Source organism: Duganella sacchari (genome assembly GCF_900143065.1).
Classification (GTDB): Bacteria; Pseudomonadota; Gammaproteobacteria; order Burkholderiales; family Burkholderiaceae_D; genus Rugamonas; species Rugamonas sacchari.
Map to the genome: position 1 here is coordinate 607,910 of NZ_FRCX01000001.1, position 23,219 is coordinate 631,128.

Annotated in this window: 25 protein-coding genes; 15 read left to right on the top strand and 10 right to left on the bottom strand. The window is 61.4% G+C overall.

Features of this window, described 5'->3' with window-relative positions; all coding sequences use genetic code 11:
- Window positions 1–25: 25 nt before the first annotated feature.
- Together BUA36_RS02840 and BUA36_RS02845 are read right to left on the bottom strand one after the other, a co-directional pair.
- Window positions 26–1,033, bottom strand: a complete 1,008-nt coding sequence (locus BUA36_RS02840) for a glycoside hydrolase family 53 protein (RefSeq protein WP_072781150.1) — start codon at window positions 1,031–1,033, stop codon at window positions 26–28.
- 250 nt (window positions 1,034–1,283) lie between these two features.
- On the bottom strand, window positions 1,284–1,559 hold the full coding sequence (locus tag BUA36_RS02845) for a hypothetical protein (protein WP_072781151.1): 276 nt from the start codon (window positions 1,557–1,559) through the stop codon (window positions 1,284–1,286).
- Between the two features lie 154 nt (window positions 1,560–1,713).
- Here BUA36_RS02845 and BUA36_RS02850 point away from each other — a divergent pair, with 154 nt between their 5' ends.
- Window positions 1,714–2,607 (top strand): ion transporter, encoded by an 894-nt coding sequence (locus BUA36_RS02850; protein ID WP_072781153.1) that lies wholly within the window; start codon window positions 1,714–1,716, stop codon window positions 2,605–2,607.
- A gap of 4 nt (window positions 2,608–2,611) precedes the next feature.
- On the opposite strand, the gene BUA36_RS02855 is transcribed toward BUA36_RS02850, so the two are convergent.
- Both BUA36_RS02855 and BUA36_RS30630 read right to left on the bottom strand, forming a co-directional pair.
- Window positions 2,612–3,406, bottom strand: coding sequence for a class I SAM-dependent methyltransferase (locus BUA36_RS02855; protein WP_072781154.1), 795 nt, complete (start codon window positions 3,404–3,406; stop codon window positions 2,612–2,614).
- 272 nt (window positions 3,407–3,678) lie between these two features.
- A complete protein-coding gene (locus tag BUA36_RS30630; RefSeq protein ID WP_167544244.1) occupies window positions 3,679–3,855 on the bottom strand; it encodes a hypothetical protein in 177 nt (58 codons plus the stop codon).
- A 207-nt stretch (window positions 3,856–4,062) separates the two neighbouring features.
- On the opposite strand from BUA36_RS30630, the gene BUA36_RS02865 reads away from it, so the two are divergent.
- The 5 genes from BUA36_RS02865 (at window position 4,063) to BUA36_RS02885 (ending at window position 10,069) form a co-directional block, all read left to right on the top strand.
- On the top strand, window positions 4,063–4,410 hold the full coding sequence (locus BUA36_RS02865; RefSeq protein ID WP_072781158.1) for a putative quinol monooxygenase: 348 nt from the start codon (window positions 4,063–4,065) through the stop codon (window positions 4,408–4,410).
- Window positions 4,411–4,430: 20 nt separating this feature from the next.
- A complete protein-coding gene (locus BUA36_RS02870) occupies window positions 4,431–5,180 on the top strand; it encodes an SDR family oxidoreductase (protein ID WP_072781159.1) in 750 nt (249 codons plus the stop codon).
- Between the two features lie 131 nt (window positions 5,181–5,311).
- Window positions 5,312–6,256 (top strand): alpha/beta fold hydrolase, encoded by a 945-nt coding sequence (locus BUA36_RS02875; protein WP_072781161.1) that lies wholly within the window; start codon window positions 5,312–5,314, stop codon window positions 6,254–6,256.
- Window positions 6,257–6,449: 193 nt separating this feature from the next.
- Entirely contained in the window at window positions 6,450–9,128 is a 2,679-nt protein-coding gene (gene mutS, locus BUA36_RS02880) for a DNA mismatch repair protein MutS (RefSeq protein ID WP_072781163.1), read from the top strand.
- Window positions 9,125–10,069 carry a hypothetical protein gene (locus tag BUA36_RS02885; protein WP_072781164.1) on the top strand — a complete coding sequence of 315 codons (945 nt, stop codon included), beginning with the start codon at window positions 9,125–9,127 and terminating at the stop codon, window positions 10,067–10,069. The genes mutS and BUA36_RS02885 overlap by 4 nt, the downstream gene beginning before the upstream one ends.
- A gap of 3 nt (window positions 10,070–10,072) precedes the next feature.
- On the opposite strand, the gene BUA36_RS02890 is transcribed toward BUA36_RS02885, so the two are convergent.
- Window positions 10,073–10,618, bottom strand: coding sequence for an FKBP-type peptidyl-prolyl cis-trans isomerase (locus BUA36_RS02890; protein ID WP_072781166.1), 546 nt, complete (start codon window positions 10,616–10,618; stop codon window positions 10,073–10,075).
- A 132-nt stretch (window positions 10,619–10,750) separates the two neighbouring features.
- Between BUA36_RS02890 and BUA36_RS02895 the strand changes: the two genes are divergently transcribed.
- The 9 genes from BUA36_RS02895 (at window position 10,751) to BUA36_RS02935 (ending at window position 18,354) form a co-directional block, all read left to right on the top strand.
- Window positions 10,751–11,662 (top strand): AraC family transcriptional regulator, encoded by a 912-nt coding sequence (locus BUA36_RS02895; protein WP_072781562.1) that lies wholly within the window; start codon window positions 10,751–10,753, stop codon window positions 11,660–11,662.
- A gap of 93 nt (window positions 11,663–11,755) precedes the next feature.
- Window positions 11,756–12,310 (top strand): carboxymuconolactone decarboxylase family protein, encoded by a 555-nt coding sequence (locus BUA36_RS02900; protein ID WP_072781167.1) that lies wholly within the window; start codon window positions 11,756–11,758, stop codon window positions 12,308–12,310.
- A gap of 2 nt (window positions 12,311–12,312) precedes the next feature.
- Complete coding sequence (locus BUA36_RS02905) at window positions 12,313–13,383, top strand: acyl-CoA dehydrogenase family protein (protein ID WP_072781169.1); 1,071 nt, start codon at window positions 12,313–12,315, stop codon at window positions 13,381–13,383.
- Window positions 13,380–14,174 (top strand): ABC transporter ATP-binding protein, encoded by a 795-nt coding sequence (locus BUA36_RS02910; RefSeq protein WP_072781171.1) that lies wholly within the window; start codon window positions 13,380–13,382, stop codon window positions 14,172–14,174. The genes BUA36_RS02905 and BUA36_RS02910 overlap by 4 nt, the downstream gene beginning before the upstream one ends.
- The gene (locus BUA36_RS02915) at window positions 14,171–15,400 is read left to right on the top strand and encodes an ABC transporter substrate-binding protein (RefSeq protein ID WP_072781172.1); all 1,230 of its coding nucleotides are present in this window, start codon (window positions 14,171–14,173) and stop codon (window positions 15,398–15,400) included. The genes BUA36_RS02910 and BUA36_RS02915 overlap by 4 nt, the downstream gene beginning before the upstream one ends.
- A 3-nt stretch (window positions 15,401–15,403) precedes the next feature.
- Window positions 15,404–16,171, top strand: coding sequence for an ABC transporter permease (locus tag BUA36_RS02920; RefSeq protein WP_072781174.1), 768 nt, complete (start codon window positions 15,404–15,406; stop codon window positions 16,169–16,171).
- Between the two features lie 28 nt (window positions 16,172–16,199).
- Window positions 16,200–17,321, top strand: coding sequence for a cupin domain-containing protein (locus BUA36_RS02925; RefSeq protein WP_072781176.1), 1,122 nt, complete (start codon window positions 16,200–16,202; stop codon window positions 17,319–17,321).
- An 18-nt stretch (window positions 17,322–17,339) separates the two neighbouring features.
- The gene (locus BUA36_RS02930; RefSeq protein WP_072781564.1) at window positions 17,340–17,825 is read left to right on the top strand and encodes a DUF7931 domain-containing protein; all 486 of its coding nucleotides are present in this window, start codon (window positions 17,340–17,342) and stop codon (window positions 17,823–17,825) included.
- Window positions 17,826–18,102: 277 nt separating this feature from the next.
- Window positions 18,103–18,354 (top strand): hypothetical protein, encoded by a 252-nt coding sequence (locus BUA36_RS02935; protein WP_072781177.1) that lies wholly within the window; start codon window positions 18,103–18,105, stop codon window positions 18,352–18,354.
- A gap of 167 nt (window positions 18,355–18,521) precedes the next feature.
- Here BUA36_RS02935 and bamC read toward each other — a convergent pair whose 3' ends face one another.
- The 5 genes from bamC to BUA36_RS02960 form a co-directional block, all read right to left on the bottom strand.
- Complete coding sequence (gene bamC, locus BUA36_RS02940; protein ID WP_167544245.1) at window positions 18,522–19,721, bottom strand: NlpB/DapX family lipoprotein; 1,200 nt, start codon at window positions 19,719–19,721, stop codon at window positions 18,522–18,524.
- Between the two features lie 77 nt (window positions 19,722–19,798).
- Window positions 19,799–20,674, bottom strand: a complete 876-nt coding sequence (dapA, locus tag BUA36_RS02945; protein WP_072781179.1) for a 4-hydroxy-tetrahydrodipicolinate synthase — start codon at window positions 20,672–20,674, stop codon at window positions 19,799–19,801.
- An 84-nt stretch (window positions 20,675–20,758) separates the two neighbouring features.
- Window positions 20,759–21,307, bottom strand: a complete 549-nt coding sequence (locus BUA36_RS02950; RefSeq protein WP_072781181.1) for a class I SAM-dependent methyltransferase — start codon at window positions 21,305–21,307, stop codon at window positions 20,759–20,761.
- Between the two features lie 19 nt (window positions 21,308–21,326).
- Window positions 21,327–22,529, bottom strand: a complete 1,203-nt coding sequence (locus tag BUA36_RS02955) for a tryptophan--tRNA ligase (RefSeq protein ID WP_072781182.1) — start codon at window positions 22,527–22,529, stop codon at window positions 21,327–21,329.
- An 8-nt stretch (window positions 22,530–22,537) separates the two neighbouring features.
- Window positions 22,538–23,215, bottom strand: coding sequence for a site-2 protease family protein (locus BUA36_RS02960; protein ID WP_072781184.1), 678 nt, complete (start codon window positions 23,213–23,215; stop codon window positions 22,538–22,540).
- Window positions 23,216–23,219: the final 4 nt, after the last annotated feature.

Here is a 23,219-nt window from a genome sequence, read left to right on the forward strand (position 1 = left end):
ATCTTCCTTATAATAATTTCTTCCGCTATCGGGCGCGGAAGGCTTCCATGGCCTTGGTTGGACGGCCATCGGCGCCCCAGGCGCTCAATTCGTAGTGGCTCCAGCTGCGCGCACCCTGCGGTTCCCAGTAAATCACGCCCAGCCCTTTGTGGTCCGGCACCGCCCTCACCTTCTGCTGCACCGCCATCAGCATGTCATAGGTATTTTGCGGCTGACTGTCCTCGCCGCCCACCTCCACCACCATGACCTCCTTGCCGTAACGCGCTGCCATGTCGTTCATATTGGCAGCCAGGTCGTTGATCGACAAGGTGTAGTCCGGGCGGCCATCCAGCCAGTAGGGATAGTAGGACAGGCCAATCACATCGTACCTGGCGCCATGCGCTTTCGCGTTATCGAACCAGGTGCGGAACCACTTGTTGTCATGGCCGCGGTCCAGATGCAGCACCACCTTGGAGGCCGGGCTGACAGCCTTGATGGCGTCATAGCCCTGGTTAATCAACTGCGCCAGTTGCGGCCAGTTGTCCGTGTGGCCTTCCGGGTAGATCATGCCGGTGCGCGTCTCATTACCCACCTGTACCCACTCGGGCGTCACGCCGGCCTGCTTCATGGCTTGCATGACATCGTAGGTGTAACTGTAGACATCCTTCAGCAGCTGCGGGAAATCGTGATTGGCCCACGCCGCAGGCTTGCGCTGCTGCTGCGGGTCGGCCCAGCTGTCGCTGTAATGGAAGTTGAGCATGACGCGCATGCCCATCTTCTGCGCACGCACCGCCATGGCCACGGTTTCGTCCTTGCTATTGTGGCCGCTGGCGCTGTCGTCAGACGGATTCACCCACGTGCGCAGGCGGATGGTATTGATGCCGAGATCCTTCAGGATCTGCAGGCAGTCCTCCTCCTTGCCCTGGGCATTGCGGAATTTGTAGCCAGTGGCTTCCATCTGCGGCAGCCAGCCGACATCGGCGCCTTTGACGAAAGAGTCAGCATGGGCAGCGAAGGATGCCGCCATCAACATCAAGATCAGAATTTTTTTCATGCACCCATGCTAGCGTAAGGCCGGACATCGCAGGCATAAGAAGATTGAGATGATTCATGCAAATTCGATATGCGAGACTGGCACACGACGATCATCGCCGCTTTATCGCATCAAAATAAAAGCCGTTCCAGTGAACGACGATGACGCCTGATTTTTTGAGAAACAGGTGCGTGCAGCGAGCATCAATAGAGGTCACGGGATCGGGCAAACCCAGAGCCGCAACACGCATGTTCCCCAACTCCCTGAATGATTAGACCAGGTCGTCCTGCGATCGCTCGTAAGAAGGCGCATCGCAAGTCTCGCCGTTGAATAAGAAAGCGTTCTTAGTGATCGTCACTGTCTTCCCGACGAAACCCTGCGCCTCTTTATCGGACATTGCAGCAATATCAGAAGCGCCAAGAACTTTAGAGATACGCCAACGCCCGTAGATATCCAAGTTCATCGCCGAAGTACTATCGGCAGCCGCAGCTCGCAAGCTCACGCAGTTCCAGAGGACCGCAAGCAAAACTATTTTAGATGGTTTCATATTATCCTCATTGTTACGGCAGTTCCATTCCAGCGAAACTGGGGCTACCCACCGTATGCTGTGAGGCCGCGAATAGTGATGATTTCGCTCAACACCTCAGCAACGGGGCAATGACGGCGCTGTCCTGCTGATTTTGCCGGTAAGATGGGGCACTATGGCTAACGAGAACAAACATCAAACCCCTGCGCCTGCCGCGCGGTCATCTGATCCAAATCAGCGCCTCGGCAAGCCTGATGGTGGCTGGCGGGCGTCGCTATATGCGGTCATCTTTGAATCGGACACCCCCACGGGCCGCGCATTCGATCTGGCGCTGATCGGTGCCATTCTGCTCAGTGTACTGGTGGTGGTGATGGCCAGCGTGCGGCCGTTCGCGGCGCAGCACGGCGACTGGCTGGAGGCGGCGGAATGGTTCTTCACCGTGCTGTTCACCATCGAGTACGTGGCGCGCTGCGTCTGCGTGAAGCGTCCGGCCGTGTATGCGCGCAGCTTCTTCGGCGTGATCGACCTGCTGTCGATATTGCCGAACTATGTATCGCTATTCTTCCCCGGCGCGCACGTGGTGCTGGGCTTGCGCATACTGCGCCTTCTGCGCATCTTCCGGATTCTGAAACTGACGCTCTACATCCAGGAATACAGCATGCTGGGCGAGGCGCTCATGGCCAGCCGCCGCAAGATCTTCATCTTCCTGTCGGTCGTGTTCCTGATTGTGTTCTTGCTGGGCACCGTAATGTATGTGGTCGAAGGCCCAGAGAACGGCTACACCAGCATTCCCACCGCCGTCTACTGGGCCATCTCGACCATGACTACCGTCGGCTTTGGCGACCTGGTCCCCAAAACCGACACCGGCCGCACCATCGCCTCCTTCATGATGCTGCTCGGCTGGGGCATTCTGGCCGTCCCGACCGGCATCATCAGCTCGGAAATCACCTACCAGCGCGGCCAGCCACGCTCCTCGTCCCGTGCCTGCCCCAACTGCTTCACCACAGGCCATGATGCAGACGCCCGCTTCTGCAAGGGCTGCGGCACGGCGCTGGAGCAGCACGATTGAGGTGTTACGGCTTCATCGCGCGCGTCGCCAGGAAGGTCGGCAGATAGCGGTCGATCACAAAGCGCGGGCGTGGCTGATGGTCTTCGTAAAAACCCGTCAGCACAAAGCCCGCCGCCAGTTGACCGTTGATCTGATCGCCCAGGCTATGGCCGAACACCAGCGCTTCGCCGCGCTGCTGCCTGGCAGCCAACGCCTCCGCCTCCAAGTCGTCGACATCGGAATAAGGGATTGAAAAACGCGGACGTATCAGTCCCTGCTCCGCATAGGCGGGATCGCGGTCGCCTACAAACACCACCGGGTTGTAAAAACTGCTCAGCAGCCTGCCGCCACGACGCAATACACGGAAGCACTCGCGCCAGACCGGGAGCACATCCGGCACGTACAGGTTGGAGATCGGGTGAAACACCACATCGAATGCGTCATCGGCGAAGGCCGACAGATCGCGCATGTCGCCCTGTACGACCTTGAGCGTCAGGCCATCGCGCTGCGCCACCATGCGGTCTTGCTGTAGCTGCAGGTCAGAAGCATCGAACACGGTGACGTCCGCACCGGCCGCCGCCAGCACAGGCGCCTGCTGGCCTCCGCCCGAAGCCAGGCACAAGATGCGCAGGCCGCGCACATCATCCAGCCAGCCGGCCGGCAATGCACCAGGCGTCAGCCGGACCTGCCAGCTGCCATTGCGGGCAGCAGCGATTTCCTCCGCAGTGACGGGCTGCGACCATTCGCAGTTCTGCGCAGCCTGACGATCCCAGGAAGTACGGTTGTGGTTATACACATCAATTTGATCAGTATGCGGCATAAGGTTTTCCTTAAAAACGAGGGGAAAACTGCCCGCGATACTGCCGCCGCAGAATGGCACAAAGCGCTGGCGTGGCCTGCAGATGCAGGCGCGCGGAAGCGATGCTGAAGATGAACGTCAGTATGCGGCTGACAGGTCGCATTGGGCAGCGATAGTCAGATAGATGCAAGGGCATCAGCGCATTACTTGTTCATGTCGTCATGCTCCGGCGAAGTGGAAGAGTGAAAATTCTAACACGCACCACAGGCTGGCGTTGGCCGGCTGCGCGAAACTCATCGGCCGTAGAGACATTCGATCAGCAATTGCATGCCGGCGCTCAGCGCGATCACGGCAAATACCAGATACCCGGCCCGCAGGGATTTGCGCTGCGCCCGTAACAGCCTTTGCGTAGCAATAGATTCTTCACATCCGTCGTCGCTGCGTCTTGGATCGAAAGTCTCGTCATACATGGCGGCCCTCCTCATCGTTAGCCTGCCAGGAGATTAGCGTGGAGCGTCTAAAGGTTTTATAAAGATCTGCCTCGCCGCAGTATTTTTATCGTAAACGGCTGTTTATTTGATTCACAAAATATGAATTAGTCATACATATATAGACCATCGATTCACAACCAAGGAATGAATATAGTGATCTCACACCAACTCATCTGAGAGCCAGCAATGACTACCTTGACCCACCCTGCCAGTGAAACCGTCGCCTTCGTCGTACGCCTACCGGCGCGCCCGGAGAAACGCGAACAAATGCGCGCCATGCTGTTCGACGTGGTCGACAACATGGCGAAAGAGCCGGACTTCATCAACACCTGGGTGCATGAAGACCAGGCCGAGCCGGACACCATCGTCCTGTACGAAACCTGGGCCTGCAGCCGCGAAGCCTTCCTGGCCCGGCACCTGAACAAGCCTTATCGCCAGGCTTACGAAGCGGCCCTGCCTGAGCTGCTGGCCGGCGAACGCACCATCACCTTCCTGACCGAACTGCGCGCCTATCCAAGCCGCACGCAAAACTAACTTCACTCTGGAGCATCAACATGAAACGCTTTGAAAACAAAACCGTCCTCGTCACCGGTGGCAACAGCGGCATCGGTCTGGCTACCGCAACCCAGTTTGCCAACGAAGGCGCCCGCGTCATCATCACCGGCCGCGACCTGGCAACACTGGAAGAAGCCCGGGAACAACTGGGCAGCGATGCGATCGCACTGCAATACGACCAGGGCAATATCAGCGATGCCAAACAGCTGGCCACCGAACTGAAGGCACAAGGCATCCACATCGATGCACTGTTTATCAATGCCGGTGTTGCGAAATTCGCCCCGTTCAGCGACGTCGACCAGGCGCTGTGGGACAACACCTTTGACGTCAACGTCAAAGGCGCTTACTTCACCATCCAGGCGCTGACGCCGTTGTTCAACCGTGGCGCGGCCGTGGTCCTGAACGGCTCCATCAACGCCCACATCGGCATGCCAACATCTTCGGTGTACGCAGCCAGCAAAGCGGCATTGATCTCGCTTGCCAAAACCCTGTCCTCGGAGCTGGTGGGCGTTGGTGTGCGCGTGAACGTGGTCAGCCCTGGCCCGGTCGCCACTCCACTGTATGGCCGCCTGGGCCTGCCGGAAGCGCAACTGAGTGCAATGGCCGCAGGCATACAGCAACAGATCCCGCTGAAACGCTTCGGCACGCCGGATGAAGTCGCTGGCGCCGTGCTCTACCTGTCGTCGCCTGAAGCAGCCTTCGTGGTCGGCACCGAACTGATTATCGACGGCGGCATGAGCCAGCTGTAATTCCTGACCGGAAGGCAGGAAAACCGCCGCAGGTAACTCTTTAGGGTATTGGAAACGACACCTACGAAGAATTAGCCTGAGGTTTCATGCCTTCCGCCTGATATCAATGATCTCACTCTCTGGAGAAGAATATGTTTAACGCTTTTAGCTCTGCCCGCCGCCTTGGTCTGCGTCTGATCGCGGCGTCCGCCCTGTCGTTGTCCGCCCTGGGCGCCCATGCGGCTGCGCCGATTGACGTCAAAGTCGACGGCTTTACCGACAAGTACGCACAGGTCAACGGCGTGCGCCTGCACTACAAGGTGGGCGGCCAAGGTACGCCAGTGGTACTGCTGCACGGCTACGGCCAGACCGGCCATATGTGGATACCCGCAATGCGCGAACTGGTCAAAAATCACACCGTCATCGTACCGGACCTGCGCGGTGCGGGCGGCTCCGAGAAAGCGGAGCAAGGCTATGAAAAGAAAAACCTGGCGATCGACATCCACGAACTGGTGAAAACCATCAGCAGCGAACCGGCAGCCGTGGTCGGCCACGACATCGGCATGATGGTGGCCTATGGCTACGCCGCGCAGTTCCCGGCTGACACCAGCCGCCTGGTGGTCATGGACGCCTTCGTTCCCGGCGTTGGCGACTGGCGCAATGCTTTCCCACCGGGCGCCGTGTGGCACTTCCACTTCTACGGCGAGACGCCACTGGCACTGGTCAAAGGCCGCGAACGCATCTACTTCGAACACTTCTGGAATGACTTCTCGGCCAACGGCGGCAAGTCCATCAAAGAAGCAGACCGCAAGCTGTACACCAACGCCTATGCACAACCAGGCGGCATGCGCGCCGGCTTCGCCTATTTCAGCAACTTTGAACAGGACGCCGCCGACTTCGGCCCGATGAGCAAAACCAAGCTGACCATGCCGGTGCTCACCATCGCCGGCGAAAAATCAGCAGGCGCCTTCCTCGGCACGCAAGCCCAACTGTACGCAAACAACGTACAGAGCGTCATCATCAAAGGCTCCGGTCACTGGCTGATCGACGAAGCGCCTGAACAGGTCGTCCCGGCGTTGGTGGCGTTTATTAACTAGGGATATTTACTGGAACGATGTGCCGCAGGCATATCGTTCCAGCACTACCTCAAATACTCGCTGCAACTCACTGATTTACGTGGTTTGGCTTAGCCCAGTGCCCTCTCTGGCTGCAGCGCACGGCGAATTCACCAGCGGCGGCGCTGAAAGCGGTAAAATGATGGGTTATCTCGCACCATCATTTGAAGAACCAATGACCACCGTCCCGAACGAAATCAACGCCGCAGCCGTCAAGAACAGCCCGACCGAAAAATTGACCCCAATGATGCAGCAATATATGGGCATCAAGAGCCAGCATCCGGATATGCTGGTGTTCTACCGCATGGGCGATTTCTATGAGCTGTTCCACGAGGACGCGGAGAAGGCGGCGCGTATCCTCGGCATTACGCTGACGGCGCGCGGCTCGTCCGGTGGTCAGCCGATCAAGATGTGCGGCGTGCCTTTCCATTCGCTGGAAGGCTATCTGGCCAAGCTGGTCAAGATCGGCGAATCCTGCGCCATCTGCGAACAGATCGGCGATCCGGCCACCAGCAAAGGGCCGGTTGAACGCAAGGTGATGCGCGTGGTCACGCCAGGTACGCTGACCGATGCCGACCTGCTGCCGGAAAAAGCTGAACGCCCACTGCTCTCGCTGTGCATCATCAGCCAGCGCAAGGTGGCGACGGCTGGCCTGGCATGGCTGTCGCTGGCCAGCGGCGCGTTGCGCCTGATGGAATTCTCGGGCGACAGCCACACGGTCAGCGCCCGCATTCAGCAGGAACTGGAACGCATCTCGCCAGCCGAGATCCTGCGCGGCGATAACGGTGAACTGTTCGAGGAATACACGGCTTGCCACGTCAACCGCGTGCCGGAGTGGCACTTCGATGTGGTCAGCGGCCACAAGGCGCTGCTGGAGCAGCTGTCCGTTTCGACGCTGACCGGCTTTGGCGCTGATGGCCTGGGCGCTGCGTTCGGCGCAGCGGGCGCGCTGCTGCGTTACGCGCAGTCGACGCAAGGCCGCGGCCTGCAACACGTGCGTACACTGACCACGGAAACAGAAAATGAATTCATCGGTCTGGATGCCGCCACGCGCCGCAACCTGGAGCTGACCGAAACCATCCGCGGCCAGGAATCGCCGACGCTGTTCTCGCTGCTGGACCACTGCCGCACGGCGATGGGTTCGCGCCTGCTGCGTCACTGGCTACACCACGCGCGCCGCGACCAGAACATCGCCCGTTCGCGCCACGAAGCCATCGCCGCGCTGGCACAGGCGGATGCCACGGGTTCGCTGTCGCACACGCTGGCGCAAGTGCCGGATATCGAACGCATCACCACCCGTATCGCGCTGCTGTCGGCCCGCCCGCGCGATCTGGCCAGCCTGCGTGATGGCCTGACGCAGCTGCCGTCACTGCGCCACTGCATGCAGCGCACGCTGAGCGACGCCAATGGCCTGCTGGCGGCCATCCACGCCGACCTGGCCACACCAGAAGCCTGCCTCGATCTGCTGCAACGCGCCGTCATGCCGGAACCGGCGGTGATGGTGCGTGACGGCGGCGTCATTGCGCGCGGCTTCGACGCCGAGCTGGATGAACTGCGCGGGCTGTCGGAAAACGCCGGCCAGTACCTGGTTGACCTGGAGACGCGCGAACGCGCGCGTACCGGCATCACCAATCTGCGCGTCGAGTACAACAAGGTCCACGGCTTCTACATCGAAGTCACCAACGGCCAGGCCACCAAGGTGCCGGACGATTACCGCCGCCGCCAGACGCTGAAGAACTGCGAACGCTACATCACGCCGGAGCTGAAGGCTTTTGAAGACAAGGCCCTGTCGGCACAGGACCGCGCACTGGCGCGCGAGAAGATGCTGTATGACCAGCTGCTGGGCGACCTGGCGCCGTTTATTGGCACGCTGCAAACCATCGCCAAGGCGCTGGCGCAGCTGGACACGCTGACCGCCCTCACCGACCACGCGCTGCGCCACAACTGGTGCGCGCCGCAGCTGGTGGACACTCCTTGCATCAACATCAAGGAAGGCCGCCATCCGGTGGTGGAAAACCAGATCGAGCGCTTCATCGCCAATGATTGCCGCTTTGTCGATGAGCGCCGCCTGCTGCTGATTACCGGTCCTAACATGGGCGGTAAATCGACCTTCATGCGCCAGGTGGCGCTGATTACGCTGCTGGCCTACATGGGCAGCTACGTGCCAGCGCAGAGTGCCGTGATCGGACCGATCGACCGCATCTTCACCCGTATCGGCGCTACCGACGATCTGGCCGGCGGCCGCTCGACCTTCATGGTGGAGATGACCGAAGCAGCGGCGATCCTGAACGGCGCCACCGAACACTCGCTGGTACTGATGGATGAAATCGGCCGTGGCACCTCGACCTTCGACGGCCTGGCGCTGGCGTGGGCGATTGCACGCCACCTGATCGAAACCAGCCGCAGCTTCTCGCTGTTCGCCACCCACTACTTCGAGCTGACGCAGCTGCCGGAAAGCCACCCGACCGCCAGCAATGTGCACCTGTCGGCAGTGGAGCACAAGGACACCATCGTCTTCCTGCACGCTGTTCAAGACGGTCCTGCTTCGCAAAGCTACGGTCTGCAAGTGGCGCAGCTGGCCGGCGTGCCGCAGCCGGTCATCAAGGCCGCGCGCAAGCACCTGGCGCGCCTGGAAGCGCAGGCGCTGGACGCCAAGCCGCAGCTGGACCTGTTTGCCGCGCCAATCGCCGACGCCAACGACGAAGAAATCGAACCCGCCGCACCTGCCGTCAACCCGGCCATGCGCGAGCTGCTGGACGCCCTCGACGATCTCGACCCGGATGCGTTGACGCCGCGCGAAGCGCTGGACCGCCTGTATCAGATCAAACGCCTGACGGAATCGGCGCAAGCATGATCCCGCGCGCGCGCCGCCTGCTGTGCATCGCCCTCGCCGCTACAGCCGCGACGACAGCGCATGCCGCACCGCAGGCCGCGCGCGGATTCCAGTTCAGCGTCATCGGCCATCCTTTGCAGCATGGCCGTGACGAAGCGGCGCTCAAACGCGCGATTGCCGAGGCGGCGCAAAGCGATACCGCGTTTGTGGTCGCCACCGGCATCAAGGCCCGCAACGAGCCTTGCAGCGACAAGCTGTATGCACAGCGCCATGCGGTACTGAATGAGTCTCTGCAGCCGATGATCGTCTCGCTGGCCGGCAGCGACTGGAGCGCGTGTATCAATTCCGCCGGCCGCTCGAATGCGATTGAACGCCTGAACCGCCTGCGTGAGCTGTTCTACGTTGACGGCGAATCGCTGGGCGCACACCATTTGACGGTCACGCGATTGTCGTCCACGGCCAAGTTCCGCAGCTATGCGGAAAACGCGCACTGGGAATACAGCAAGGTGCTGTTCGCCACCATCAACCTCCCCGCCAACAACAACCACTATCTCCCGGAAGCGGGCCGCAACAGCGAGTTTGAAGACCGTCTGGTTGCCAACCGCGCCTGGCTGCACCGCCTGTTCACGCTGGCCGAACGACAAAAGATGCAGGGCCTGGTGCTGTTCTCGGACGGCGATCCCGGCGTGACGGCAGAAGAAGGCTTCTCGCTGCTGCCGAGTTTTCAGAGCAAACAGGATGGCTTTGCCGAAATGCGCAAGCAGATTCGCACACTGGCTGAAAAATACAAAGGGAAGGTGCTGCTGATCGACGCCCAGAAAGGCGCTGGTGGCGAGCCTGCCATTCAATGGCGCGGCAATGTGGGACATCTGAACATGGCCGCCGATTGGGCCGAAGTCCAGGTAACGCCCGGCGCCGGCGCCCTGTTTTCTGTCAAGGGCAGCAACGCCGAAGCGCAGTAAAGCTTAGTGAATCGGGTGGATGGCGACGTGATCGCCTTCGTCGCCTTCATCATCTTCGTCATCGTGGTGATGACCGTGAGCGCCGTGCACGTGGCCATGGGCGATTTCTTCGTCGGTGGCTTCACGCACATCGACCACGTTCAGCGAGAAACGAAGCGCCATGCCGGCCAGCGGGTGGTTACCGTCCAGGACTACCTTGTCGTCAGCGATATCGGTGACAGTGAAGATCATGGCTTCTTCTTCGCCAGCGTCGCCGTCCGGCATGCCTTCGAACTGCATGCCGACTTCCAGCGGCTCTGGCAGGCGCTTACGCTCTTCCACCTTCACCAGCGAGGCGTCGTAGTCGCCGAATGCGTCTTCCGGTTCGATCTGGATAATCGACGCGTAGCCGACTTCTTTGCCATCCAGTTCTTCTTCGATTTTTGGCAGGGTGTTCTCGTAGCCACCGTGCAGATAGACCATCGGTTGACTGCCGTCTTCGATCAGATTGTCCTGGGCATCGGACAGTTTGTAATTCACAGTCACGACTGTATTCTTGGCAATCTTCATGTTGCACATCCTTTCGTTAATATAGCCCCGGATTATACCTTGGATCGCAAACCGGCCGCTCCTGCGCCAGCCGCATAAGGATATGCCGAATCCGTTCTGGCAGCCGTGCGCCAGCCGTTCTACAATCATGGCATGCAAGCCGCCACCTCCGACAAACTCGCCCAATGGCTGCTCAGCAGCATAGAGCTGGACGCCGCCGCACTCCATGTCGGCCGCTACTGCGGCCCATGGCGGGCATCGACCAGCGGCCAAGCCCAGGCCAGCTTCCATCTGGTGCTGGAAGGAGAATGCTGGCTGCATCGGGAAGACCAGCCGCCGCTGCATCTGCGTGCGCGCGACGGCGTGTTCCTGATGAGCGACCTGCCCCACTTTCTGAGCCCATCGAGCGATCCGCATGCACCGGCGCAGCCGCAGACCATGCGCGCGCTCGGCGTGCCGCCAGCGCCGGACAGCATCGGCATCGCGTGCGGCATCTTCAGTTTCAGCGGCGCGCTGAGTCCCCTGGTCATCAACTCCTTCCCCGCAGTGCTGGTGTGCCGCAATGGCGATGCGGCGCTGGGACATACGGCCGCGCTGTTCGACATGATCCTGGCGGAAGGCGGCGGTGGGCCGGAACGCCCGACACCGCTCATCGCGCGGCTGGTAGAGCTGCTGTTCTTTTACCTGATCCGCCATGCCAGCCAGCGCGAAGCGCTGAGCGCCGGACTGCTGGCACTGGCCCAGCGCGCGGAATTCATGTCGCTGCTGGACCAGATGCTGGCCAGCCCCGGCGAGGACTGGTCGATCGCCCGCATGGCATCGGCCGCCCATATGTCGCGCGCGGCCTTCTGCAAACACTTCACCGATATTGGCGGCGTGCCGCCAGCGCAGTTCCTGCTGCGGCTGCGCATGCGGCTGGCGGCGCAGCGCCTGAACGCGGGCGACTCGGTGGAGCAGGCGGCCAGCCACGTCGGCTACCAGTCGCATGCGGCGTTCACGCGCGCCTTCAAGCGCATCGTCGGCGAACAGCCGGGCGCCTACCGCCGCCAGCTGCGCGCCGCATAAAAAGACGTTTGAACACAAAACCGCGACTTTTGGATATGGTGGCGAAACGGCGGGACACTGATAATATGCTGTCACTGTTTATGAAAGCCCAACATGTCCCGTCTGCCGCTGCAAACCCTGGAGACCGCGCCCGAAGACAGCCGCCCCTTCGTTGAGAAGGCGATTGCCAACAACGGCTACCTGCCCAATCTGATCGGCGTCCTGGCCAACGCGCCAGTGGCGCTGGAGACTTATATGACCGTCTCCGGCATCAACGCGCGCGCCAGCCTGTCGCTGGCGGAACGCGAAGTGGTGCAGATTACCGCCGCGCGCATTCACGGCTGCGATTTTTGCGTGGCCGGCCACACCGCCATCTGGCTCAAGAAAGCCGGCCAGTCCGCCGAAGCCGTGCGCGCGCTGCATGAAGGCGCGGCCACCGGCGACGCCAAGCTGGACGCGGTCGCGGCATTTGCCAGCGCCGTCATCGCCCGCCGCGGCGCCGTCGATGACGCCGACCTGCAAGCCTTCCTGGCGGCCGGCTACCACCAGCAGCAGGCGCTGGAAGTGGTGCTGGGCATCAGCCTGGCCACGCTGTGCAACTTCGCCAACAGCCTGGCGGGCACGCCCGTCAATCCACAGCTGCAACCTTACCTGCCCGGAGCTGTGTAAGCATGGCCGCCCTGTACGACTGGCTGGCCAGGCACGCGGAAGCGCTCGATCAATCGGAAGCGCTGGCAAATGAGGTATTGCCGGCGCTGGCCGCGCATGGCTGTTTCCGCAGCGGCGTGCCGCTCGCTTCCGGCGGCGCTGCTGGCCAATATGGCGATGTGCGCGACGCCATCCTTGGCATCGCCGACATCGCGCGTCATTCGGTGACGGCGGCGTTTGTGTACTGGGGCCAGCGCAGCTTTATCGAGTATCTGCTGCAAAGTCCCAACACGGCGCTGCGCGAGCGCCTGCTGCCGGCACTGCTGGACGGCACGCTGGCGGGCGCCACCGGCTTGTCCAACGCGATGAAATTCCTGTCGGGGATGGAGCCGCTGTCGGTCCACGCCACGCCAGCGCAAGACGGCTGGACATTGAAAGGCAAGCTGGCCTGGATTACCAATCTGCGCCCACCGCATTTCGTCGCCGCAGCGGCCGTCGCGCCAGTGAATGGCGAAGCACCATTCGTGGCCATGTTCAGCAGCGAGGGGGCCGGCGTACAGCGCAGCGGCAACCTGCAACTCATCGCCCTGCGCGGCAGTAATACCGCAGCGGTGCAACTGGACGCGGTGCGGGCCAGTCCCCAGGACATCATCGCGCCGCAAGCCCCGGAATGGCTGGCGCGCGTGCGCCCTGCCTTCCTCGGCATGCAATGTGGAATGTCGATCGGCCTGGCCTCGGCAGCGCTGGACAAGGCAGCCCAGGTGGCGGCCAGCGGACGCGGTCAGCTCAGCGACAACATCGCCAGCGCCCAGCATGCACTGGCGGCGCTGACGCAGCAACTGCTGGACGGCGTAGCGGATGGACGTTTCGTCACCGCCGCCCCGGCCATGTTCAAACTGCGCATCGCCATGGCAGACCTGGTGCAGCAAGCTGTCAGCCTGGAGCTGCAAGCCAAGGGCGGTCACGCTTACCTGATGCAGGAAGAAGATGGCTTTGCACGCCGCTGGCGCGAGTCGGCGTTCATCCCGGTGATCACGCCGAGTATCACGCAACTCCAGGCGGCGCTGGCCAAACATGCCGCCGCCACGCAATGAGCGGCGCCGGCTGGGCGCTGCACGCCGGCAGCCTGGCTTACGCCTACGCTGGCGGCGCCGCCGTTTTCAAGGACGTCTCCCTGGGCGTGCGTCCCAGGGAAATCGTCGCCCTGCTGGGCGGCAGCGGCTGCGGCAAGTCCACCTTGCTGCGCGTGCTGGCCGGCCTGCAGCCGCCGAGCGCGGGCACGGTGCAGTTTCTCGGCGCGCCGTTGACAGAGCCGAATCCGCGCAGCGCGCTGGTGTTCCAGCAAGCCAGCCTGCTGCCATGGCTGAACGTCACCGCCAATGTCGGCTTTGGACTGGATTTCAGCCATCAGCCCAGGATCTCCCGCAGCGAGCACGCCCAACGCGTGCAGCAGGCGATTGACGCCGTTGGCCTGGCCGGCAGCGAAAAGCACTATCCGTCCGCGCTGTCGGGCGGCATGGCGCAGCGCGCCGCACTGGCGCGCGCGCTGGCACGCCAGCCGGAACTGCTGTTCGCCGACGAACCCTTTTCCGCGCTGGACGCCATCACCCGCGCCGGCATGCAAACCTTGCTGGTCGATGTGGTCCATCGCTGGCACACGGCGGCGCTGCTGGTCACGCACGATATCGATGAAGCCATACTGGTGGCGGACCGCATCCTGCTGATGGGCGGTAGTCCCGGCGGCATCATCAGGGAATGGCAGGTCGACCTGCCACGTCCACGCCTGGCCGACAGCGCCGCCGTCAGCCAGCTACGCAATGACATCCTGAGCACCCTGCAAGGCGTGCGCAGCGCCGCATCCACTCCTGTAGAAAGCACCATATGAACGATAAAGTCCACATCTGCGCCGCTTCCGATTGCGACTGCGGCATGAGCCGCCGCGACTTCCTGCGCGTGTCCGCCTTGAGCACGGCCAGCATCGCCGCCCCGCTGCTGTTCGCCGGCGACGCCATGGCCCAGCAAGGCCCGAAAGGCGACGACCAGCCAGTCAAGATCGGCTACCTGCCAATTACCGATGCCACGCCGCTGCTGGTGGCCCATGGCCGCAAGCTGTTTGAGGCGGAAGGCCTGCAAGCCGAAGCGCCACGCCTGTTCCGCAGCTGGGCGCAAATCATCGAGGCCTTTGTTTCCGGCCAGGTCAATGTGATCCACCTGCTGTCGCCAGCCACCATGTCGGTGCGCTACGGCGCCAAATTCCCGGCCAAGGTGGTGGCCTGGAACCACATCAACGGTTCCGCGCTCACCGTCGCCAAGGACATCAACAAGGTGACAGACCTGGGCGGCCGCAGCGTGGCGATTCCGTTCTGGTACTCGATCCACAACGTGCTGCTGCAGCAGATCCTGACCAGGAATGGCCTGACGGTGGTCAGCAAAGGCCGCGAGACGGCCATCGGGCCGAAAGAGGTCAACCTGGTGGTGCTGGCGCCGGCCGAGATGGTGTCGGCGCTGGCCAGCAAATCGATCGCCGGCTTTATCGTCGCCGAGCCGTTCAACGCGCTGGCGGAAACCAATGGCGTCGGCAAAATCCTGCGCTTCTCGGGCGACGCGTGGAAGAACCATGCCTGCTGCGTCACCTTCCTGTCGGAGCGCGACATCAGCACCCGCCCGGAATGGGCGCAGCGCGTGACCAACGCCATCGTCAAGGCGCAGCTGTGGACGCGCTCCAACCAGATCGACACCGCGCGCCTGCTGTCCAGCAGCGATAGCCACCGCTACACGCCGCACGCGCTGCAAGTGCTGTCGAAAGTATTGACGGTGACCGACTACGCCGAATACGAAAAGAGCGGCGTCATCGTGCACAAGGACTGGAACCAGCGCCGCATCGACTTCCAGCCCTTCCCCTTCCCTTCGTACACGGAGCAGATGGTGCGCGCCTTGCAGCAGGTGCGCGTGGAAGGCGACACCAGCTTCCTGCACAAGCTGGACCCGGCCTTTGTCGCCAAAGACCTGGTGGACGACCGCTTCGTGCGCAAGGCGATTGCCGCTGTCGGCGGTCCGGCCGCGTTTGGCCTGCCGGCCAATCTGATGCGCAGCGAAACGCTGGCGATCTGACGCATGACCGCACCTGCTCACTGGTCCGCGCGTTACGGCCTGCCGTTGCTGGGCTTTGCGGCTGCGCTGCTGCTGTGGCAAGCCGGCGTCACCGCGCTGGAAAAGGATACGCCGATTGCCGCCGCGTTCGCGCCACTGGAAGCTGCGCGCGCCCTGCTGCACATGGTGGAAGGTCCGGACATCTGGCGCGATATCGGCCTCAGTCTGCGCCGCGTCGCCTACGGCCTGGCGGCTGCGGCGCTGATCGGCATTCCGCTCGGTGTGCTGGTCGGCAGCTCGCGCCGTTTCGCGGCGGCCGCCATGCCGCTGTTTCAGCTGCTGCGCATGGTGTCGCCGCTGTCGTGGATGCCGCTGGCGGTAATGACGCTGGGCGTGGGCGACGCGCCGGTGTACTTCCTGCTGGCGTTTGCTGCCGTCTGGCCGATCCTGCTCAACACCGCCACCGGCGTGGCGCGGCTCGATCCGAACTGGCTGCTGCTGGCGCGCAGCCTGTCGGCCACACGCACGGAGACGGTACTCAAGGTGGTCCTGCCGGGCATTACGGCCGACATCCTGACCGGCGTGCGGCTGGCCATCGGCATCATCTGGATCGTGCTGGTGCCGGCCGAGATGCTGGGCGTATCGGCCGGCCTGGGATATTTCATCCTCGACGCGCGCGACCGGCTGGCCTACAACGAGTTGATGGCAGCGATTGTGCTGATCGGGATACTGGGCTTTGCGCTGGACTGGCTGGCACGCGCCGCCCATGCGCGCTGGCTGCACACCCATTAGCCGGCCGGGGTGGAGGTTATAATGGCGTATGAAAAAATTACCTCTCCTCGGCGACATCACGCCAGCGCAGTTCCTGCGCGACTACTGGCATAAAAAGCCACTCCTGATCCGCAACGCCGTCCCCGGCTTCAAGCCGCTGCTCAGTTTTGACGCCCTGGCCAAGCTGGCCGCCACCAACCACGCGGAATCGCGCCTGGTGACCGGCTTCGATGGCGAGTGGTCGATGCAGCACGGCCCGCTGGAAAGCCTGCCGGCGCGCGACAAGCGTGAGTGGACCATGCTGGTACAGGGCGTCAACCTGTTCGACGCCAGGGCTGATGCGCTGCTGCGCCAGTTCCGCTTCCTGCCGGACGCGCGCCTGGACGACCTGATGGTCAGCTTTGCCACCGATGGCGGCGGCGTCGGTCCGCACTTCGATTCCTATGACGTCTTCCTGCTGCAGGCACAGGGCCAGCGCCACTGGCGCATCGGCGCGCAGAAAGACCTGTCGCTGATCGACGGCTTGCCACTCAAGATTCTGGCCAACTTCCAGCCGGAAGAAGAATTCGTGCTGAACCCGGGCGACATGCTGTACCTGCCGCCGCACTACGCGCACGACGGCGTCGCCATCGGCGATTGCCAGACCTATTCGATCGGCTTCCGCTCGCCGTCGTATCAGGAACTCGGCGAAAACTTCCTGCAGTTCATGGCTGATTCCATCGACCTGCCGGGCCGCTATGCCGATCCGGAACTGGAGCCAACCAGCAAGCCGGCCGAGATTCCGCGCCAGATGCTGACCGCGCTGACCGAAGAACTGAACAAGGTACGCTTCACCGAAGAAGACATCACCATCTTCTTTGGCGAGTATATGTCCGAGCCCAAGCACAATGTGTTCTTCACTGGCCCGGCCAAGCCGCTCACCGTGGGCAAATTCGGCGAAGCCGTGATGAAAAAAGGCCTGTCGCTATCGGCCAAGACGCAAATGCTGTACCGTGGCAAGCACGTCTTCATCAACGGCGAATCGTTCGGCGTAGGCAAGGCCGACAAGGCCACGCTGGAGCTGCTGGCCAACAACCGCCGCCTCGACGCCGAGACATTCGCGGCCGCCTCGGACGACGTGCTGGAAGCGCTGTACACCTGGTACCAGGACGGCTGGGTCGAACTCGGCTAATTTCATTTGGGAGGCAATGTGGACAGACTGGTTATTCCCTTCACCACGCGGGCGGAATTTCAGCAGCACCTGGCCAGTTGCCTGTCGCGCGCCCAGCAGACGCTGCAAATGTTCGACCCGGACTACCGCATCTGGGAAATGGGCAGCAGCGCCACCGACGGCCAGCTGCGCCGCTTCCTGCAAGGCGGCGGCCGCTTGCAGCTGGTGGCGCATGATGGCCGCCAGATGGAACGCGATGCGCCCCGCTTCCTGCGCCTGCTCAAGGATTACGGCCATTTGATCGAAGTACGCCGTACCAGCCAGCAATTGCGCCAGCTGACGGACTCCTTCTGCATCGCCGATCAGCGCGATATCGTGCGCCGTTTTCACGCCGATCATTTCCGTGGCGAAGCGGTTTTTAATGGTCCGCAAGATGTCCAGACGAGCTTGGAACGTTTTCTTACAATTTGGATAGAATCCCAGCCCGGATTGTACGCAAACTCAACTGGATTATCAGCCAGTTAGGAGTAAAATGCGGGCAGCACGGTAGTTGACGGGACAAAGTAGCAAGCTAGATCGAAAACGAAATGTTGCGATATCGCAAAATAGTTATGGGTTTGGCTCGTTGTCCTATTGCGATGCACTAAAAATCGCTATAATATTCGGCTAGGAAGTTTCCGTTGTCTAGTAGGCACCTTTTAAAGGTACGAAAGGCCTTCGAAGACGACCTAATGAGCGATAATTACCGGTAATTATTAATCGCAAGACTGTGTTTAATTTTTGAATTAACTAAGGAAAACCCATGAAAAAATCCCTGCTGATCGCCTCCCTGCTGGCTGTTGCTCTGGCTGCTTGCTCGAAAAAAGAAGAAGCTCCTGCTGCTCCAGCTCCAGTAGCTGCTCCAGAAGCCGCTGCTCCAGCTGCTGCTCCAGCACCAGCTCCAGCTGCTGACGCTGCTGCTGCTGCTTCGCAAGCTGCTTCGGCTGCTGCTGACGCTGCTGCTGCTGCTTCGCAAGCTGCTTCGGCTGCCGCTGCTCCTGCTGCTTCGAAGTAATATCAGCTTGAGAAAAAAAACCGGCCTGCGGGTCGGTTTTTTTTCGTCCCGAGTTTTATATTGCTTAAAACTTGAGCATAAAAAAACCGCCAGCACTAAGCGCGATGTAAAGCGCGTTCAGGCTGGCGGTTTTTAAAACGCCGCGATTAGCGGCGAGTTATATTCAATTACTTCAATTGCTCGTGCAGCAGGGTAATGATCTTTTCGCCGACCGGGCTGCTTTCCGGCTGACCGGCATTGCTCAATACCTTGACCACACTGGTATTGCCTTCTGCGGCTTTTACCGAAATACGGTAGCGTTGCGCTTCCTTATCCGCCTCATCCGACGAGCCCCAGCTAAACAGCTTGCTGAAGAAGCCTTTGGATTCCGCTGCATCATTGATATAACGCACGAAGTAAATACCCTGGGTACGGTCGCGGTCTTCCACGGTGAAGCCGGCGCGGTCCAGCGCCAGGCCTACACGGCGCCAGGCGCGGTCGAAGCCCTCATCCACCTGGACAGCGCGGTCTGCACCGGCGCCAGTCAGCGAAGCGTGCTGCGGCTGGACGATGGCGCCGTCCACGGCGGTCTTGGCTTGCGCCAGCTGCTCGCCGCCATTGCCCAGCTTGTTCAGCAGGCGGGCCAGGAATTCGGCTTCCAGGCCTGGGTCGTTAGGACGCGGCATCCACTTGGTGGTTTCCTTGTCGCTGCCGGTGGCGATTTCCTGCACGCCGCGGTGGCTGATGTAGATTTCGCTGGAACCGTCGGCACGGCGCTCGATACGGGTGCGGAACTTGTCGCGCTCGCCGCTCGAATACATCGAGTCGAACACCTTGCCCAGCGTATTGCGGATGAAGTCCTGCGGAATCTTGGCGCGGTTTTCATTCCATTCGGTTTCCATGATGCCGGCCGAAGGCAGTTCCTGCGACAGCGTGAAGCCCGAATCTTCCCAGAACTGCTTCAGCTGCGGCCACAGTTGCTCTGGCGTCTGCTTGATAATCAGCCAGCGCTGGTTGCCATCACGCTCAACCTTGATGTCGTTCAGGGCTTGCGGCACCACCGTGCCCGCAGCCGGCTGGCCTGGCACGATGACGGCGGTTGGGTTCAGGGCGCCCGACTGGGCCGCCTTGGAGGCGTTGTAGCTGGACGCGGTTGCCACACCGTTGCTCGAATCCGGCAGCGAGTAGCGGTTGTCTTTCTGCAGCTGGGTCAGATCCGGCGGCACGTCCAGGGTGCTGGCCTTCTTGGCCGATTTGTAATCGACCTTGTCGTTGCCAACCACCGAGCTGATCATGCCGCAGCCGGTCAGGCTGGTCACGCTGGCTACCATGGCGCCAACTACCAGCGCGCGCTGCGAGGAAATAAAAGCTGTCTTGCGAATAGTCATGTCGTTACTGTTTAAGAAGCTGAGGTGCAGCAAAATATGATCCGACCCAAGTCGGGGCTAGTTTTTTACAGACGGGATCACAGCAGACCGGCTTCGCGCAAGGCCGAACGTACGGTCTCGTGATAAGCATCGCCAAGCTGGACCAGCGGCAGGCGGATGCCGCTTGGCATCTTGCCCATTGCCGCCAGCGCCCACTTGACCGGCACCGGATTCGGTTCAACAAACAGTTTCTGGTGCAGCGGGAAGACTTTGTTGTTCAGCTCGATGGCTTTGGCAAGTTCGCCGGCAATCGCTGCCCGGCACATGTCGGCCATGATGCGTGGCGCCACGTTGGCGGTGACCGAGATATTGCCGGCGCCGCCGCCCAGCATCAGCGCCATCGCAGTCGGATCGTCGCCCGAGTAGACAGCAAACGATTTTGGCGCCAGGCGCAGCAGGTCGTAGCCACGGCCGATGTTGCCGGTGGCATCTTTGACGCCCACGATGTTCGGGATTTCCGCCAGACGCAGGATGGTCTCGTTGCTCATGTCGGCAACGGTACGGCCGGGCACGTTGTACAGGATCACTGGCAGGTCAACCGCCTCAGCGATGGCCTTGAAGTGCTGGTACATGCCTTCCTGGGTAGGACGGTTATAGTAAGGGACAACTTGCAGGGTGGCGTCCGCACCGGCTTCCTTGGCAAAGCGGGTCAGCTTGATCGCTTCAGCGGTCGAGTTGGCGCCGGCGCCGGCGATGATCGGGATGCGGCCCTTGGCGTGCGCAACCGTCGCCTTGATCAAGGCGCAGTGCTCTTCCACGCTCACGGTGGCGGATTCACCGGTGGTGCCGGCAATGACGATGCTGTCCGTACCTTCGGCAATGTGCCAGTCGATCAGCTGATTCAAACCCTCAAAGTCCAGACTGCCGTCTGCGTGCATCGGGGTGACGATTGCTACGATGCTGCCCTTAATCATAGGAAACCACTGCAAAAAGTATTAAAACAACGATTGTAGTCGATAGGTTGCGCCCGTGGTGCATCCGGGGGCACAAATCGACGCTCAAAATGGCGGTAATAGAGCCGCCTCTCGGGGAAAATCGGGCTTGACGGCGCATAGTCGTTGCACCATGGCAGCTTTTGGCTCGGTAATCACGCCATCTTCAAACGCCACCACACGCAAGCCATGCTCGCTGGCCAGCGCCAGCAGCTCGCCAGGTTGCAGCAAGAACGCCGGATTCGATGGTTTGCCGAACTGCGCATTGCCATCCGCGAAGGTTTCGTAGATCAACACACCGTTCGGCGCCAGACTGCCCACCATCCCGGCAAATAAGGGACGATGCAGGTAGTTTGTGACCACGATGCCGGCAAAACGCTGCGGACCGAAAGGCCAGGCGGCGTCCTCCTCTTCCAGATCGATGGCCGACGTGGTAATGCCGAGGCCGCAAGCGGCCGCAAGCGCGGCGGGATCGCGGTCCACCGCCACCACTTCATGGCCCAGTGCGGCCATATGGCGCGAGTGGCGGCCGCTGCCGCAAGCCAGGTCCAGCACCGCGCCGCCGGGAACCAGCGGTGCGTAACGCTGCACCCAAGGAGAGATTTGATCGCTCATGATTTTTACCCGGTTTTACTTAACTATAAGCCAAGCCCATGGCCTCGCGGACATCGCGCATGGTTTCCAGCGCGAGACGGCGGGCCGCGTCGTTGCCGTCGGCCACAATGGCGCGTACCAGCGACGGATCGTCCAGATACGGCTGCGCACGCTCGTGCATGGGCTCTTGTTCCTTGATGATGGCGTCAATTACGGGCTGTTTGCATTCAATGCAGCCGATCCCGGCCGACTTGCAGCCATTGACCACCCATTCCCGGGTCGGCTGGTCGCTATACACCTGGTGGAACTGCCAGACCGGGCAACGGGCTGGATCGCCAGCATCGCTGCGGCGCACGCGCGCCGGGTCGGTCGGCATGGTCTTGATTTTTTTGGTGACCGAGTCCTTGTCCTCGCGCAGGGCAATCGAATTGCCGTAGCTCTTGGACATTTTGCGGCCATCCAGGCCAGGCAGGCGCGCGGCCTCGGTCAAGCGGGACTGCGGTTCGACCAGGATCAGCTTGCGGCTGCCTTCGAGGTAGCCAAACAGGCGTTCGCGGTCGCCCATCGACAGGCTTTGCGCATCATCGAGCATGGCCTTGGCCTGCTCCAGCGCTTCATCCTTGCCGTCCTGCTGGTATTCGGTGCGCAGCTCGTTGTAGAGCTTGGCGCGTTTGCTGCCCAGCTTTTTTACGGCATCCTGCGCCTTTTCCTCGAAACCTTTTTCTTTGCCGTACAAGTGATTAAAACGGCGTGCAATCTCGCGCATCATCTCGATGTGCGGCACCTGGTCTTCACCCACTGGCACCTGGCTGGCGCGGTAGATCAGCACGTCAGCGGCCTGCAGCAGTGGATAGCCGAGGAAGCCGTAGGTTGCGAGGTCTTTATTGGCCAGATTCTCGATCTGGTCCTTGTAGGTCGGCACGCGCTCCAGCCAGCCCAGCGGCGTGGCCATGGACAGCAGCAAGTGCAACTCGGCGTGTTCCGGCACGCGCGACTGGATGAACAGCGTGGATTGCGAGGGATCGATGCCGGCGGCCAGCCAGTCGATCAGCATGTCCCAGGTGCTGCGCTCGATGACGGTGGGATCGTCGTAGTGCGTCGTCAGCGCATGCCAGTCGGCCACGAAGAACAGGCATGGCAGCTCGGTCTGCATCTTGATCCAGTTTTTCAAGGCGCCATGGTAGTGGCCCAGGTGCATGGAACCGGTCGGACGCATGCCGGATACTACGCGATCGGGATACATAGACGGGCTCAGCTAAAAAGGAGAATCAACGGGGTGACCAGCAGATGGAACACACTTTGCAGAAGATGCATGCCGCCAATCAGGAAACCGGTCAGCAAACCGAATTGCATCAACAATATCAAGCCAATGAAAATATAGACGCCGAAACGCTCGATGCTGGCAAAACGGCGGGCCAGCGGCATCGGCAGCAAACCGGTGACAATGCGGCCGCCATCCAGCGGCGGAATTGGAATCAGGTTGAACACGCACATGGCGGAGTTCACGCCAATGCCGGCCTTGGTCATCTGCACGAAGAAATCATGCTGGTCCATGGCAAACACATAGCTAAAGATTACCCACAGCACCATCCAGCCCAGGCCCATCACAAAATTGGCAGCCGGGCCTGCTGCGGCCACGAAAGCCATTTGCTTTTTCGGATTGCGCAGACGGCCGAAATCCACCGGGACCGGCTTGGCAAAGCCCAGCGCCGGCAGACTCAGCAGGCTGAGCACCAAAGGCAGCAGAATGGTGCCAAATGGGTCGATGTGTTTCAGCGGGTTGGCGGTGAGGCGGCCGAGTTCGGCGGCGGTGGGGTCGCCGAAATAGCGGGCGACATATCCGTGTGCGGCTTCGTGCAGGGAAATTGCAAAAAGAACAGGGATCAGATAGACCGTGATGGTCTGGATAATACTGTCGGTTTCGTTCATGGAC

Bases quoted from the DNA above. Each gene is read 5' to 3' on its own strand.
- BUA36_RS02840 (WP_072781150.1), bottom strand. From the start codon at position 1,033: ATGAAAAAAATTCTGATCTTGATGTTGATGGCGGCATCCTTCGCTGCC.
- BUA36_RS02845 (WP_072781151.1), bottom strand. From the start codon at position 1,559: ATGAAACCATCTAAAATAGTTTTGCTTGCGGTCCTCTGGAACTGCGTG.
- BUA36_RS02850 (WP_072781153.1), top strand. From the start codon at position 1,714: ATGGCTAACGAGAACAAACATCAAACCCCTGCGCCTGCCGCGCGGTCA.
- BUA36_RS02855 (WP_072781154.1), bottom strand. From the start codon at position 3,406: ATGCCGCATACTGATCAAATTGATGTGTATAACCACAACCGTACTTCC.
- BUA36_RS30630 (WP_167544244.1), bottom strand. From the start codon at position 3,855: ATGTATGACGAGACTTTCGATCCAAGACGCAGCGACGACGGATGTGAA.
- BUA36_RS02865 (WP_072781158.1), top strand. From the start codon at position 4,063: ATGACTACCTTGACCCACCCTGCCAGTGAAACCGTCGCCTTCGTCGTA.
- BUA36_RS02870 (WP_072781159.1), top strand. From the start codon at position 4,431: ATGAAACGCTTTGAAAACAAAACCGTCCTCGTCACCGGTGGCAACAGC.
- BUA36_RS02875 (WP_072781161.1), top strand. From the start codon at position 5,312: ATGTTTAACGCTTTTAGCTCTGCCCGCCGCCTTGGTCTGCGTCTGATC.
- mutS (WP_072781163.1), top strand. From the start codon at position 6,450: ATGACCACCGTCCCGAACGAAATCAACGCCGCAGCCGTCAAGAACAGC.
- BUA36_RS02885 (WP_072781164.1), top strand. From the start codon at position 9,125: ATGATCCCGCGCGCGCGCCGCCTGCTGTGCATCGCCCTCGCCGCTACA.
- BUA36_RS02890 (WP_072781166.1), bottom strand. From the start codon at position 10,618: ATGAAGATTGCCAAGAATACAGTCGTGACTGTGAATTACAAACTGTCC.
- BUA36_RS02895 (WP_072781562.1), top strand. From the start codon at position 10,751: ATGCAAGCCGCCACCTCCGACAAACTCGCCCAATGGCTGCTCAGCAGC.
- BUA36_RS02900 (WP_072781167.1), top strand. From the start codon at position 11,756: ATGTCCCGTCTGCCGCTGCAAACCCTGGAGACCGCGCCCGAAGACAGC.
- BUA36_RS02905 (WP_072781169.1), top strand. From the start codon at position 12,313: ATGGCCGCCCTGTACGACTGGCTGGCCAGGCACGCGGAAGCGCTCGAT.
- BUA36_RS02910 (WP_072781171.1), top strand. From the start codon at position 13,380: ATGAGCGGCGCCGGCTGGGCGCTGCACGCCGGCAGCCTGGCTTACGCC.
- BUA36_RS02915 (WP_072781172.1), top strand. From the start codon at position 14,171: ATGAACGATAAAGTCCACATCTGCGCCGCTTCCGATTGCGACTGCGGC.
- BUA36_RS02920 (WP_072781174.1), top strand. From the start codon at position 15,404: ATGACCGCACCTGCTCACTGGTCCGCGCGTTACGGCCTGCCGTTGCTG.
- BUA36_RS02925 (WP_072781176.1), top strand. From the start codon at position 16,200: ATGAAAAAATTACCTCTCCTCGGCGACATCACGCCAGCGCAGTTCCTG.
- BUA36_RS02935 (WP_072781177.1), top strand. From the start codon at position 18,103: ATGAAAAAATCCCTGCTGATCGCCTCCCTGCTGGCTGTTGCTCTGGCT.
- bamC (WP_167544245.1), bottom strand. From the start codon at position 19,721: ATGACTATTCGCAAGACAGCTTTTATTTCCTCGCAGCGCGCGCTGGTA.
- dapA (WP_072781179.1), bottom strand. From the start codon at position 20,674: ATGATTAAGGGCAGCATCGTAGCAATCGTCACCCCGATGCACGCAGAC.
- BUA36_RS02950 (WP_072781181.1), bottom strand. From the start codon at position 21,307: ATGAGCGATCAAATCTCTCCTTGGGTGCAGCGTTACGCACCGCTGGTT.
- BUA36_RS02955 (WP_072781182.1), bottom strand. From the start codon at position 22,529: ATGTATCCCGATCGCGTAGTATCCGGCATGCGTCCGACCGGTTCCATG.
- BUA36_RS02960 (WP_072781184.1), bottom strand. From the start codon at position 23,215: ATGAACGAAACCGACAGTATTATCCAGACCATCACGGTCTATCTGATC.